The 14,040-nt window shown below is 58.1% G+C and carries 11 protein-coding genes; 5 read left to right on the plus strand and 6 right to left on the minus strand.

Annotated elements, in window-relative coordinates; translation table 11 throughout:
* Positions 1 to 53: 53 nt before the first annotated feature.
* Positions 54 to 749 carry an esterase gene (ypfH, locus tag FOY96_RS05560; protein ID WP_143346623.1) on the plus strand — a complete coding sequence of 232 codons (696 nt, stop codon included), beginning with the start codon at positions 54 to 56 and terminating at the stop codon, positions 747 to 749.
* Between the two features lie 38 nt (positions 750 to 787).
* On the opposite strand, the gene FOY96_RS05565 is transcribed toward ypfH, so the two are convergent.
* From FOY96_RS05565 to FOY96_RS05575, 3 genes are read right to left on the minus strand one after another with little or no spacing between them, the layout of a single operon-like run.
* Positions 788 to 985 (minus strand): hypothetical protein, encoded by a 198-nt coding sequence (locus tag FOY96_RS05565; RefSeq protein ID WP_023308751.1) that lies wholly within the window; start codon positions 983 to 985, stop codon positions 788 to 790.
* A gap of 24 nt (positions 986 to 1,009) precedes the next feature.
* Complete coding sequence (gene dapE, locus FOY96_RS05570) at positions 1,010 to 2,137, minus strand: succinyl-diaminopimelate desuccinylase (protein ID WP_039263709.1); 1,128 nt, start codon at positions 2,135 to 2,137, stop codon at positions 1,010 to 1,012.
* Positions 2,138 to 2,147: 10 nt separating this feature from the next.
* Complete coding sequence (locus tag FOY96_RS05575) at positions 2,148 to 2,498, minus strand: ArsC family reductase (protein ID WP_033146164.1); 351 nt, start codon at positions 2,496 to 2,498, stop codon at positions 2,148 to 2,150.
* A gap of 387 nt (positions 2,499 to 2,885) precedes the next feature.
* Here FOY96_RS05575 and ypfM point away from each other — a divergent pair, with 387 nt between their 5' ends.
* Complete coding sequence (gene ypfM, locus FOY96_RS05580; protein WP_015572204.1) at positions 2,886 to 2,945, plus strand: protein YpfM; 60 nt, start codon at positions 2,886 to 2,888, stop codon at positions 2,943 to 2,945.
* Between the two features lie 109 nt (positions 2,946 to 3,054).
* Here the strand turns inward: ypfM and acrD are convergent, their stop codons facing one another.
* Together acrD and narQ are read right to left on the minus strand one after the other, a co-directional pair.
* Positions 3,055 to 6,168 (minus strand): multidrug efflux RND transporter permease AcrD, encoded by a 3,114-nt coding sequence (acrD, locus tag FOY96_RS05585; protein WP_033146163.1) that lies wholly within the window; start codon positions 6,166 to 6,168, stop codon positions 3,055 to 3,057.
* 142 nt (positions 6,169 to 6,310) lie between these two features.
* Positions 6,311 to 8,005 carry a nitrate/nitrite two-component system sensor histidine kinase NarQ gene (gene narQ / locus FOY96_RS05590; RefSeq protein ID WP_063440637.1) on the minus strand — a complete coding sequence of 565 codons (1,695 nt, stop codon included), beginning with the start codon at positions 8,003 to 8,005 and terminating at the stop codon, positions 6,311 to 6,313.
* Positions 8,006 to 8,157: 152 nt separating this feature from the next.
* Between narQ and aegA the strand changes: the two genes are divergently transcribed.
* The 3 genes from aegA (at position 8,158) to FOY96_RS05605 (ending at position 11,939) form a co-directional block, all read left to right on the plus strand.
* Entirely contained in the window at positions 8,158 to 10,134 is a 1,977-nt protein-coding gene (aegA, locus tag FOY96_RS05595; protein WP_143346624.1) for a formate-dependent uric acid utilization protein AegA, read from the plus strand.
* Between the two features lie 66 nt (positions 10,135 to 10,200).
* A complete protein-coding gene (nudK, locus tag FOY96_RS05600; protein ID WP_143346625.1) occupies positions 10,201 to 10,794 on the plus strand; it encodes a GDP-mannose pyrophosphatase NudK in 594 nt (197 codons plus the stop codon).
* A 101-nt stretch (positions 10,795 to 10,895) separates the two neighbouring features.
* The gene (locus FOY96_RS05605) at positions 10,896 to 11,939 is read left to right on the plus strand and encodes a DUF1176 domain-containing protein (RefSeq protein ID WP_143346626.1); all 1,044 of its coding nucleotides are present in this window, start codon (positions 10,896 to 10,898) and stop codon (positions 11,937 to 11,939) included.
* 97 nt (positions 11,940 to 12,036) lie between these two features.
* Here FOY96_RS05605 and tkt read toward each other — a convergent pair whose 3' ends face one another.
* Positions 12,037 to 14,025, minus strand: coding sequence for a transketolase (gene tkt, locus FOY96_RS05610; protein WP_143346627.1), 1,989 nt, complete (start codon positions 14,023 to 14,025; stop codon positions 12,037 to 12,039).
* Between the last annotated feature and the right edge of the window lie 15 nt (positions 14,026 to 14,040).

Consider the following 14,040-nt stretch of genomic DNA (forward strand, 5'->3'; position numbering starts at 1 on the left):
GGTCATTCACGTCCGGAGGCGTAGAATCCAGGTCATCTATTAAGGAGACCACCATGAAACACGACCATTTTGTTGTTCAAAGCCCTGACAAACCGGCTAAACAGTTACTGCTTCTGTTTCATGGCGTTGGCGATAATGCCGTCAATATGGGTCAGATTGGCAGCTGGTTTGCGCCCGTTTTTCCGGAAGCATTGATTGTCAGCATCGGTGGCGCAGAGCCATGTGGTCCGAACGGACGCCAGTGGTTCTCTGTTCAGGGCGTGACGGAAGAGAATCGTCAGGCTCGCATCGACGCCATCATGCCCAGCTTTATCGACATCGTCCGCTACTGGCAGCAGCAGAGCGGCGTGGGTGCTGACGCGACCGCGCTGATTGGCTTCTCGCAGGGGTCAATCATGTCGCTGGAAAGCGTAAAAGCGCAGCCGGGTCTGGCGTCACGCGTCATCGCGTTTAACGGCCGCTTTGCGACGTTACCGACAAGCGCGACCACGCAAACCACGATCCATCTGATCCACGGTGGTGAAGATCGGGTGATTGAGCTCTCGCATGCGGTTGCCGCCCAGGAAGCGCTGATTCGCGAAGGTGGGGACGTGACGCTGGATATCGTGGACGATCTGGGCCACGCGATTGACGACCGTAGCATGCAGTTCGCGCTCGATCGTTTGCGCTATACCGTACCGAAGCACTACTTTGATGAAGCGCTCAGCGGCGGTAAGCCGGATAACGATGATATTGTAGAGTTTATGTGAGGTTTCCCCCTCTCCCGGGGAGAGGGGAAACTTAACGATTACTTCTTCTGGTCCTTGTTCGGCCAGTCGTCGTCATCGTCCCACTTGTCGTTAAAATCACGGTGCGGGGGAAGATCCGGTTTATTGGCGAGAAATTTTTTATGGTCAACGCGCTTAAGATCTTTAATTACGTTAAGCAGTACGCCAACCAGAAAAACTAACACCAGAATCCACCAGTACTTTGAAAGCCAATCCATTCGCTATTCCTCTCAGAGCGTTCGTCAGGCGACGAGTTGCTCCATAATACGTTGATACATACGGGCCAGCAGTTGCAAATCTGCCGCATTGACACACTCATTGATTTTATGAATGGTTGCGTTCACTGGACCCAGTTCGACAACCTGGGCGCCCATACGGGCGATAAAGCGTCCGTCTGAGGTGCCACCCGTTGTCAGCAGCTGTGGCTTAATTTCATTATAGTGCTCGATGGCGTTCACCACCGCATCCACCAGCTTACCGCGCTGCGTCAGGAACGGCTGGCCGGAAAGCCACCACTCCACGGTGTAGCGCAGGTGATATTTTTCCAGCAGCGCGATAACGCGCGCCTTGATCATCTCATCGGTCAGTTCGGTGCTGAAGCGGAAGTTGAACTGGACGAAGTAATCGCCCGGGATCACGTTGTTGCTGCCGGTCCCGGCCTTGACGTTCGCAATCTGCATGCTGGTCGGCGGGAAGAATTCGTTGCCTTTATCCCACTCGATGCCCACCAGCTCGCTCAGCATCGGCGCAGCGCGATGGACCGGGTTATCGGCCAGATGCGGGTAAGCCACGTGCCCCTGAACGCCGTGAATGGTCAGGTTACAGGTCAGCGAGCCGCGGCGCCCGTTTTTGACGACATCACCCACCACTTCGGTACTGGACGGCTCACCGACCAGACAGTAGTCGAGACGCTCGTTACGCGCCATCAGCGCTTCAACGACCTTCACGGTACCGTTATGGGCGCTGGCTTCTTCGTCGGAGGTGATTAAAAACGCCAGACGGTTTTTGTGGTTTGGATGCTGAGCCACAAAGCGCTCTGCCGCCACGACCATCGCCGCCAGGGAGCCTTTCATGTCTGCCGCGCCGCGACCAAACAGCATGCCGTCGCGGATGGTCGGCTCAAACGGCGGGTTAATCCAGCGATCCGCGTCACCGGCGGGAACGACGTCAGTATGCCCGGCAAAGGCCAGCGTTTCGCCCTGTCCGCGCCACGCCCAGAAGTTCTGGGTATCGCCAAAATCCATGCGTTCAACGGTAAAACCGATGGCACGCAGGCGCTCAATCATAAGTGCCTGACAACCTGCGTCGTCCGGGCTAAGGGAAGGACGGCGAATAAGCTGCTGAGTCAGCTCAATGACCGGGCATGACATAAACTACACCTCAACGAAAAAAGTCGGAATAAAGGGTTTCACTGAAACCCAGCAGCATAGGCTGCCCTGGCGCGCAGAGCAATGGGCGTTTGATAATTGCCGGCATGTCGAGCATCAGTTTTGCCGCGCTGTCGGCGTTGTTGATGCTGGCGCGCAGAGATTCGTCCAGCTTACGCCAGGTGGTGCCGCGCGTGTTCAGCAGGGCTTCCCACCCCAGTTCGCCGATCGCGCTATGCAGAAATTCTGCATCAAGCCCGTCGGCTCGGTAATCGTGGAAACGGTACTCCACGCCGTTTGCTTCCAGCCAGCGACGGGCTTTTTTTATGGTGTCGCAATTTTTAATGCCGTACATCACAACCATAGTGAATCCTTTTGACCTAATGATGATTAAATGTTCAGTAAATTCGAAGATATATCCTTAAGTGGAATATAACACATTCAGGAATCGTCTGGATTTACGCGTCTTCTTAATTCAACTCACATCTGTACGCTGAATATTCTTTCACCCTTTAAGCATAGATGTCCATAAAGTTTGAATTTCGAATAAACTCAGCGGGTAAAATAAAACTCACCCGTTCGGAGGGTTATTTCAAAATATTGCTAGCCGTCACAAAAAATTGAGGCCTCTCCGTTCATATTTATCATAAATCCCCGCAGGACGTGGGGTACAATCACAGCAATTGGTTAAATAGTCTTCACAATGATGGTCCGTTTTTGTAGAATGCGCATAATAATAAGAGAGGGTGTTATGATTGAACGTGAACTGGGGAACTGGAAAGATTTTATCGAAGGCATGCTTCGTAAATGACATTCAGTAAGAATTGCAAGAGCACTAAAATAAGTAAAATAACCATAGTGTGAATTAATCACACAATAAAAAGGCGGCCGATAAAGCCGCCTTTTTTTATTTCAATCACTTACTCAGCCCGTTCCTTTAGCGGGAAGCGACGACGCACCAGCACAAAGAACAACGGCACGAAGTAAATGGCCAGGATGGTTGCCGAAATCATGCCGCCCATCACTCCCGTCCCGACGGCATGCTGGCTGCTGGAGCCTGCACCCGTACTGGTTGCCATCGGCAGTACGCCAAAGACAAACGCCAGCGACGTCATCAGGATCGGGCGTAAGCGCTGACGGCAGGCGTGCAGCGTGGCGGCCATCAGCTCGTGGCCTTTGGCATTCATCTCGTTGGCAAATTCAACGATCAGAATGGCGTTTTTCGCCGATAGCCCAATCACGGTGAGCAGACCCACCTGGAAGTAAACATCGTTCTCGAGGCCGCGCATCCAGGTCGCCAGCAGCGCACCGATGACGCCAAGCGGCACGACCAGCATGACCGAGAACGGTACCGACCAGCTTTCATACAGTGCGGCTAGGCAGAGGAAGACCACCAGCAGAGAGAGCGCGTAAAGCGCGGGAGCTTGTGCCCCGGAGAGACGCTCCTGGTAGGACATGGCCGTCCACTCCAGACCAAAACCGGCGGGCAGCTGCTGGACCAGTTTTTCCATGGTATCCATAGCGGTACCGGTACTGACGCCCGGCGCAGCTTCCCCGACGATTTCAACCGCAGAGTAGCCGTTATAGCGCTCCAGACGCGGCGAACCGCTCTCCCAGTGCGAGGTGGCAAACGCGGAGAACGGCACCATGCCGCCAGCGTTATTCCTGACAAACCAGCGGTTTATATCATCCGGCAGCATGCGGAACGGCGCGGCGGACTGGACATACACTTTTTTCACGCGGCCGCGATCCATAAAGTCATTCACATAGCTTGAGCCCCACGCCGTTTGCAGGGTGTCGTTGATATCGTTGATCGAGACGCCCAGCGCCTGCGCCTTACGCTGATCGATATCCACCTGGAGCTGCGGGCTGTCGTCAAGACCGTTATGGCGGACGCGGGTCAGGCCAGGATCGTTGCCCGCCAGCGCTAACAGCTTATCGCGTGCCGCCATCAGCGCCGTGTGGCCCGCACCGGCGTGATCCTGCAGCTCCATATCAAACCCGGCGGAACTGCCCAGACCGCTTATCGCCGGCGGGCTGCTGGCGAAGACGCGCGCCTCTTTAATATGCGCAAAAGCTTTGGTCGCACGTTCAATAATGGCAAATGACGTTCCCGTTCGGGTATCGCGCTCGTCCCAGTCCTTCAGGCGGACGAACATGCGGGCGACGTTCTGCCCGTTTCCGCCCGGGCCAGAGCCCACGGTGGAGAAGACCGACACAACGTTATCTTTCTCTTTGGTGAAGAAGTACTGCTCCACTTTCTGGACCACTTTCAGCGTCTGCTGCTGCGTTGCGCCGCTCGGGAGCTGCACCGAGGTGGTGAACATGCCCCGGTCTTCCATAGGCAGGAACGAGGTGGGGAGATGCATAAACAGCCAGACCATGCCGCCCAGCAGCACAACGTAAATCATCATCCAGCGCAGGCTGCGATGGAGCACGCCACCGACGGCAGATTCATACCGCGCGGCATTGCGGTTGAACATCCGGTTAAACCAGCCGAAGAACCCTTTTTGCCCGTGCTGCTCCCCTTTGTGCAGCGGTTTCAGAATGGTGGCGCACAGCGCAGGGGTGAGGATCAGCGCCACCAGCACGGAGAGCACCATCGCCGAGACGATGGTTATTGAGAACTGACGGTAAATCGCCCCGGTGGTGCCGCCAAAGAAGGCCATCGGGATAAAGACGGCCGACAGCACCATCGCGATACCGACCAGCGCCCCCTGAATTTGCCCCATGGATTTGCGCGTCGCCTGGCGCGGCGAGAGTCCTTCTTCGCTCATGATGCGTTCGACGTTTTCAACCACCACGATGGCATCATCCACCAGAAGGCCAATCGCCAGCACCATTGCAAACATCGTCAGGGTGTTAATGCTGTACCCGAACGCGTACAGCACCGCAAAGGTCCCCAGCAGCACCACGGGGACGGCAATGGTTGGGATCAGCGTCGCGCGGAAGTTTTGCAGGAACAGGTACATCACCAGGAATACCAGTGCGATGGCTTCCAGCAGGGTCTTCACCACGTCCTCGATCGACGCTTTAACGAAGGAGGTGGTTTCGTAGGCGACTTTGTACTCCAGCCCGTGCGGGAAATACTGTGAAAGCTCGTCCAGACGGTCCAGCACCAGTTTCGCCGTGGCCATTTCGTTTGCGCCGGAGGCAAGCTTTATCCCCAGACCGGAGGCCTGATTGCCGTTAAAGCGGCTCAGGTAGTCATATTTTTCCGCCCCCATTTCCACCGTGGCGACATCGCCCAGACGCACTTCCGACCCATCCTGATTCACGCGCAGGGTGATGTTGCGGAACTGGTCCGGCGTCTGCAGCAGGGATTGCGAATTAATGGTGGCGTTCAGGGCCTGCTTATCGACGGACGGCGTTCCCCCCAGCTGCCCCACCGCAATCTGGGCGTTCTGGGCCTTGATGGCATTCGTCACGTCGGTTGCCGTCATCTGGACGCTGTTCAGCTTGTTGGGATCGAGCCAGATGCGCATAGAGTATTGTGAGCCATAGGCGTCGATATCCCCGACGCCGTTGATACGGCTGATGGGATCCTGAATATTACTGGCGACGTAGTCCGCAATGTCCTGTTTATCCATCGAGCCATCTGTCGAGACAAACGCGATGGTCAAAATGTTGGTATCACCGGTTTTACGCACGGTCACGCCCTGATTCTGCACCGCCTGGGGCAGCTTGCGCATGGCCGACTGCAGCTGGTTTTGCACCTGCTGCACCGCTTCGTCCGGGTCGGTGCCCGCCTTAAAGCTCAGGGTAACCGTCGCCTGGCCCGTGGCGCTACTTTGCGAGGACATGTACATCAGGTTATCCAGACCCGTCATGTTCTGCTCGATAACCTGCGTCACGGTGTTTTCCAGCGTTTGTGCGGAAGCGCCGGGGTAGTTTGCTGTTACGCGCACGTTAGGCGGTGCCAGATCGGGGTATTGCTCAACAGGCAGTGAAGTAATCGCCAGGACACCTGTCAGACACAACAGGATGGCAAGCACCCAGGCAAAAATGGGGCGATCGATGAAAAAATTCGCCATGAAAGAGTGACCTCGTTTTGCTGCACGTCATTATTGTTTATTGCCCGCATAACTTTAGCGGTAAGGCCCAGGTCAAACGTGGAGAAATAAAGGAGATAATGTAAATTATCATGCGCTTTTCCCTGCGCTTCCCTCTTTACCGTTATTTACCCGTTAACGGCGTGGGCGCCGGGAACGTCACGCTGACCAGCGTGCCGCCGTTTTGCGGCTGCGAGAAGTGCAGCATCCCGCCGAGCCGTTGCGCGCGTTCGCGCATAATGTTCAGGCCGTAGTGTCCCGGCGGCTCGCTGGCTTCGCCAATCCCGATGCCGTTATCGCGTATGCTGACGCTGTGCGTACCGTCCACGGCGGTCACGCAGCTGACGGTGATCTCGCTGGCCTGCGCGTGCTTAATGGCGTTCAGCACGGCCTCACGCACGATCTGCAGCAAATGCACCTGCTTTTGCGCGTCCAGCGCCAGCGAGGAGAGGCGGCAGTCGAGATGCAGCTTCGCCTGCGTCTGGCTCTGCAGGACGTCGAGGGACTCCTGCAGCGCCGCGGGTAAGTTCGCGTGGTTGAGCGTCAGGCGGAAGGTGGTAAGCAGCTCGCGAAGCTGCTGCCAGGCATTGTTCAGCTCGCGGGAGAAGTCGGTGATGATGGTCTGCGCCGGGGTATTTTCCTCGGGCACGGCGCGTTTGAGTAGCGCAAGCTGAATGCGCAGATACGACAGCACCTGCGCCAGCGAATCGTGCAGCTCGCGTGCAATGGTGGCGCGCTCTTCCATCAGCAGCAGCTGCTGGTAATGTTTTTGCGCCTGGTTAAAGTACAGCCCGCGCCCGAGCATGGTCGCCACGCTTCTCATCAGCGGAAGGGGAACGCTGTCCGTCTCGCTTTGCCAGCGCAGCTCGCCGTAAAGGGTGTCCTGCATCAGTACCGGCAGGTGCTGCAGAGGAATGCCATGTGACTCCGTCCCTTCAGACAGCCGCCAGTCGTCGCTGGTGCGCAGTTCGAGATAATTCATCTGCGTATAGTCATGGACAATCTGCAGGATATGCCGGAAGCAGTGGCTGTCTATCTGGCCGGTATTCAGCGCCTGAGAGCATTTGAACAGCATGTCGAGCTGCTGGTGGGCTTCATGCAGATGCCGAGTCTTTTCCGCGACCGAGGCTTCGAGCGAACGGTAGAGCGTAGCCAGCTCGGCGGACATGTGGTTGAAGGCGCGGGAGAGTTGGCCCAGCTCGTTCGGCAGGGCGGTATCGGGCGCCGGGGTTGCAAATTCCCCTCGCTCAACCCGTTCGCTGGCCGCCACCAGATTGTTAAGCGGCAACACCACCTGGCGACGGATGCGTCGCAGCGTAAACAGCGTCAGCAGCAGGATCCCGAGAGCGCCCGCCAGCGAGAGCAGGGTCACCGTCTGGATTTTATGTTCGGTGTAGTGCTGGAGGGCGAGCACAAAGGCATCAATGCGGCCGACAAAATCCTCAATGTGGGTTTGATACCACGCGCTGTCGCCGCGGGCGATGCGCGCATCCATCTCCAGCCAGGCTACGTGCAGCTGCTGGTAGCGCGCTTTAACATTGTCCGGGACGTACCAGCGGTTCAGCTTCTGCAGGGCAGGCGCGCTCAGCGTCCGTTGCCAGCTGTCGCGATGCGCGGCAAGGGCATGGCTGTTGCGCTGCATCTCGTAGCCCAGACGATAGCTCTGCATGCGCAGCGAACCCGCGATATTAATGGCTTCGGCGTCACGCTGGCTGCTGGCTAGCGTCAGCAGCGCGACGGTACTGGTCAGCACCGATAAGGCAATTATCGAAAAGAAGGCCCAGGCAAGGCTTCCGGAAACGGGTCGTTTAACGGTCACAGAACGGCTCTCTGAATAAAATTGATCTGCTACAGGTTCACTGTAAATAATTCGGCATTCCGGGCATTTGAACATTGCCCGATCGCGCCGTGATGCGTAAATACCATATTCATACAAAGAATAAGGTTATTGAACCAAAAACAGGTGTGGTTATGAATCGTTTTATTATGGCTAACAGCCAGCAGTGCATCGGGTGTCGTGCCTGCGAAGTGGCCTGCGTGATGGCGCACAACGATGAGCAGCACGTCCTGAGCGAGCGCCATTTTCATCCCCGCATTACGGTCCTGCGAGCCGGCGAGAAGAGTAGTCCCGTCACCTGCCATCACTGTGAAAATGCGCCCTGCGCGCAAAGCTGTCCGAACGGCGCCATCAGCAAATGCGATGACAGCGTACAGGTGAATCAACAAAAATGCATCGGCTGTAAGGCCTGCGTGGTGGCCTGCCCGTTTGGCACGATGGAGATTATCGTCACCCCGCTCGACAGCGGCGGCGTGAAGGCCTCGGCGAATAAATGCGATCTCTGTCTGACGCGGCCACACGGCCCGGCCTGTATCGAAAATTGCCCGGCAGATGTCCTCTCACTGGCGACGCCTGCTGTCCTTGATACTCTGGCGAAATCGCGCCGCCAGCGCACGGCCTGCCTGGAAGCGCAGCCCTGGCATGCGGAAGCCGTCAGAGAGGACGCTTCGCGCACCAAACTGCATCAGATGCAAACAACCCCGCCACGCGGCGAGCCCGACAAGCTGGCTGCCGCAGAACGCGTGGGCCATTTTAACGAAATTTACCTGCCGTTCCGGGACGAGCAGGCCGCCCGCGAGGCGTCGCGCTGCCTGAAATGCGGCGAGCACAGCATTTGCGAATGGACCTGCCCGCTGCATAACCACATCCCGCAGTGGATCGAGCGTATCAACGCGGGGGATATCGCCGGCGCGGTCGAGCTTTCACATCAGACCAACTGTTTACCTGAAATTACCGGCCGCGTCTGTCCGCAGGACCGATTATGCGAAGGTGCCTGCACAATACGTGAAGAGGCGGGATCCGTGACCATCGGTAACATCGAGCGCTATATCTCCGATCGGGCGCTGGTGATGGGCTGGCGGCCGGATATGTCCGCCGTCACGCCGACAGGTAAACGTGTTGCGATCGTCGGCGCGGGGCCCGCCGGGCTGGCGTGCGCCGACGTGCTGGCGCGCAGCGGCGCGAGTGTGACGGTCTATGACCGGCATCCGGAAATTGGCGGATTGCTGACCTTTGGCATCCCGGCATTCAAGCTGGACAAATCGCTGCTCGCGCGGCGCAGAGAGATATTTACCGCGATGGGGATCCGCTTCGAGCTGAACTGCGAGGTGGGCCAGGACGTGTCGATGTCGCAGTTAAAGAACGAGTATGACGCCCTGTTTATTGGCGTGGGAACCTACCGCTCGATGAAGGCGAGTATCCCGCACGAGGACGCGCCTGGGGTCTATGACGCGCTGCCTTTCCTGATGGGCAACACTCGACACGTTATGGGGCTGGAGTCGACGGCCAGCGAACCGTTTATCGACACCCATGGCTTAAACGTGGTGGTGCTTGGCGGGGGCGATACCGCGATGGACTGCGTCCGCACCGCGTTACGCCACGGCGCGGCAAAGGTGACCTGCGCCTATCGTCGGGATGAGGCCAATATGCCGGGCTCGAAGAAAGAGGTGAAGAACGCCCGAGAAGAGGGCGCGGCGTTTGAATTTAACGTCCAGCCGGTTGAGCTGACGCTGGATCCGAACGGTAAGGTCAACGGTATCCGAATGCTGCGTACCGAGCTCGGTGAACCGGACGCGCAGGGACGGCGTCGACCGGTTCCCGTGGCGGGCAGCGAGTTCGTGATGGCGGCAGATGCGGTCATCATGGCGTTTGGTTTTAACCCGCACGCGATGCCGTGGCTGCAGGCGCAGGGTGTCGAAACGGATGACCGGGGGCGGATCGTTGCCTCCGTCGAGAGCCGCTACCGTTACCAGACGACTAACCCACAGATCTTCGCCGGGGGCGATGCGGTACGCGGCGCGGATCTGGTGGTGACCGCAATGGCGGAAGGGCGTCATGCGGCGCAGGGGATACTCGACTGGCTTGGGGTTAACGCGCCAAATCATCATTAAACCGGCGGGCGACAAAGCGGGATTCACGGCGTAGTATAAGACGACTCATTGTGTTGTGGAGCCCGTATGACCTTGAAAATTGACGTTATCAAAGACAAAATTCTCTCTGAAAACTACTTTGTCCTGCGTAACATCACCTATGATCTTACACGTAACAACGGTGAGGTGATCCGCCACAAACGCGAGGTTTACGACCGTGGCAACGGGGCAACCATTCTGCTCTATAACCGTGAAAAGCAGAGCGTGGTGCTGATCCGTCAGTTCAGGGTGGCGACATGGGTTAATGGCAACCCTGACGGACGTCTGATTGAAACCTGCGCGGGCCTGCTCGATGATGATGAGCCGGAAGTTTGTATCCGCAAAGAGGCCGTGGAAGAGACCGGCTTCGAAGTGGGCGAGGTCAAAAAGGTCTTCGAGCTGTTTATGTCGCCGGGCGGCGTAACGGAAATTGTGCATTTCTTCATTGCGGAATACAGCGACGCGCAGCGCACTCACCGGGGCGGTGGCGTGGAGGATGAAGATATCGAAGTGCTGGAGCTTCCTTTTGCCTGGGCGGTGGAGATGGTGCGTTCAGGCGAAATCAGGGATGGTAAAGCGGTGATATTACTGCAGTATTTACAGACAACCGGGCTGATGAACACCACTTTCGAACGGATATAGCCTGTTTTTCGGGTATATCTGATAAATCCGATTGAGCAACCCCGGCGGGAACACGAAGATACTGCCCAGTTAAGCGTTTTCGTTCCGGGATTGTGTCATTCATGCGCTACAGCGTCTTTTTGTTTTACCTGTTTTGTGTGCTCCTCGCGCCGCAGGTGCGGGCTGCACCTGCCCAGCAAGCCTTCTCCGACTGGCAGGTAACCTGCAATAACCAGAATTTTTGCCTCGCACGCAACACGGGTGAACACCGTGGTCTGGTCATGACGCTCACCCGTAGCGCCGGGGCGAAAACGGACGCCACGCTGCGTATCGATCTCGGCGGCCTTGATACGCCCTCGGTAAAAGAGCCAGAGATTGCCCCCCGGCTGCTGCTGGATAACGTTCCCCTGAAGCTGGACAAACAGCGCTGGCAGCTCACGCCCTGGCATCTTAAAACGGACGATGCGGCTACCATCACCGCCTTTCTGAAAAACATCCAGGAAGGGAAGGCCCTGACCCTGCGCGACGGTAAGCAGGTTATTTCACTGACCGGGCTTAAGGCCGCGCTGCTGTTCATTGATGCGCAGCAAAAGCGCGTCGGCAGTGAAACCGCGTGGATCAAGAAAGGTGACGATCCGCCGTTAAGCGTTCCGCCTGCTCCTGCCCTTAAAAAGGTGGCGGTCGTCAACCCGACCCCGACGCCGCTCTCCCACGCCGAACTGAACGACCTGCTGGACTATGGTACCGGGCGGATGAACGCAAGCCAGTGCTCGCTGGATCCTAACCGTCGGGAAGTGCGCGTCACCGCGTTAACCGATGACAAAGCGCTGCTGATCGTCAGCTGCGAGGCGGGGGCCTATAACACGGTCGATCTGGCGTGGCTGGTATCGCGTAAAAAACCGTTCACCGCGCGCAGCGTCAGGCTGCGTCTGCCGTTTACGCCATCAGGCGACGGGAGCGAAATGGAGTTGATGAACGCCAGCTTCGATGAAAAGACGCGCGAGCTGACAACGCTCGCGCTGGGGCGCGGTTTGGGTGATTGCGGGATCCAGACGCGCTGGCGTTTTGACGGCCAGCGCTTCCGCCTGGTGCGCTACGCCGAGGAGCCCAGCTGCGACAACTGGAACGGGCCAGATGCCTGGCCCACGCTGTGGATCACGCGGTAGTTTTATGCCGGGTGGCGCTGTTGCTTACCCGGCCTACGGTTTGGCGGTTTTAGTAGGCCGGGTAAGGCGTAGCCGCCACCCGGCAACGCAGACCCCACTAGATCACGCTCAGCGCCTTCTCCACCACGTTCTCAACGGTAAAGCCGAAGTACGGGAACAGCTTGTCGGCAGGGGCGGACTCGCCGTAGCCTCGCATGCCGACAATCGCCCCTTTGAGCCCGACATACTTGTACCAGTAGTCGGCAATACCGGCTTCCACCGCCACGCGAGCCGCGACGCTGGACGGCAGGACCGATTCCCGGTACGCCTCGTCCTGGGCGTCGAAAATGTCCGTTGAGGGCAGGGACACCACGCGCACCGCGTGTCCTTCGGCAGTCAGTTTCTCCGCCGCTTTCACCGTGATTTCCACCTCGGAGCCGGTCGCAATCAGGATCACGTCCGGCTTGCCGCCGCTGTCCTTCAGGATGTAGCCGCCGCGGGCGATGTTTTTCACCTGCTCCGGGGTTCGCTCAATCTGCGCCAGGTTCTGGCGTGACAGAATTAATGCCGTTGGGCCATTGTGGCGTTCTACCGCCAGCTTCCAGCCTACCGCCGCTTCGACCTGATCGCACGGGCGCCAGGTGCTGAAGTTGGGCGTCAGGCGCAGGCTTGCCAGCTGTTCAACCGCCTGGTGCGTAGGCCCGTCTTCCCCGAGTCCGATGGAGTCATGGGTGTAAACCATAATCTGCCGCGCCTTCATTAAGGCCGCCATGCGCGCCGCGTTACGGGCGTACTCGACGAACATCAGGAAGGTGGCGGTGTACGGAACAAACCCGCCGTGATGGGCGATGCCGTTGGCAATGGCGGTCATCCCAAACTCGCGCACGCCGTAGTGGATGTAGTTCCCGGCAATGTCCTCTTTCAGCGATTTTGAGCCCGACCAGATAGTCAGGTTACTGGGCGCCAGATCCGCCGAGCCGCCGAGCAGTTCGGGCAGAAGAGGGCCGATTGCGTTCAGGGTATTTTGCGACGCCTTGCGGGTGGCGATTTTCGCCGGGTTGGACTGCAGGTTTTCAATCAGCGCCTGGGTTCTATCGTCCCAGTCCTCCGGCAGGCCACCGCTCATGCGGCGGGAAAACTCGGCGGCGAGATCCGGGTGCGCTTTTTTGTAGGCGGCAAACTTCTCGTTCCAGGCCTGCTGGGCCTTTTCACCCGTCTCACGGGCATCCCAGGCTCTGTAGATCTCTTTCGGGATCTCAAACGGTGGATGTTTCCACCCCAGCTTTTGCCGGGTCAGCGCGACTTCCTCCTCGCCCAGCGCCGCGCCGTGCGCCTCTTCTTTGCCCGCCTTGTTCGGCGAGCCGAAGCCGATCACCGTGCGGCAGATAATCAGGGACGGTTTATCCTTCACGCTCTGCGCTTCCTGAATCGCTTTTTTCACCGCTTCAGGGTCATGGCCATCGATCTCGTGCACCACGTGCCAGTGGTAGGCTTCAAAGCGTTTTGCCGTGTCGTCGGTAAACCAGCCTTCGGTCTCCCCGTCGATGGAGATGCCGTTGTGATCGTAGAAGCCAATCAGTTTGCCGAGCCCCAGCGTGCCCGCCAGGGAGCAGACCTCATGTGAAATCCCCTCCATCAGGCAGCCGTCGCCCATAAACACGTAGGTGTAGTGGTCGACAATCTCGTGGTCCGGCTGGTTAAACTGTGCCGCCAGCGTGCGTTCGGCAATCGCCAGCCCGACCGCATTGGCCAGCCCCTGACCGAGTGGTCCGGTCGTCGTTTCCACCCCCGGGGTATAGCCAATTTCCGGGTGCCCCGGCGTTTTGGAGTGCAGCTGGCGGAAGTTTTTCAGCTCCTCAAGCGGCAGATCGTAGCCGGAAAGGTGCAGCAGGCTGTAGAGCAGCATTGAGGCGTGACCGTTGGAGAGAATAAAGCGGTCGCGATCGTACCAGGTCGGGTCATTGGGGTTGTGCTTCAGAAAGTCGTTCCACAGCACTTCGGCAATATCAGCCATGCCCATCGGCGCGCCGGGGTGGCCGGAATTGGCTTTTTGCACGGCATCCATGCTGAGGGCGCGAATGGCATTGGCTAGCTCTTTACGGGACATAGTTCACTCCGTGGC

Source organism: Enterobacter asburiae, from assembly GCF_007035645.1.
GTDB lineage: Bacteria > Pseudomonadota > Gammaproteobacteria > Enterobacterales > Enterobacteriaceae > Enterobacter > Enterobacter asburiae_B.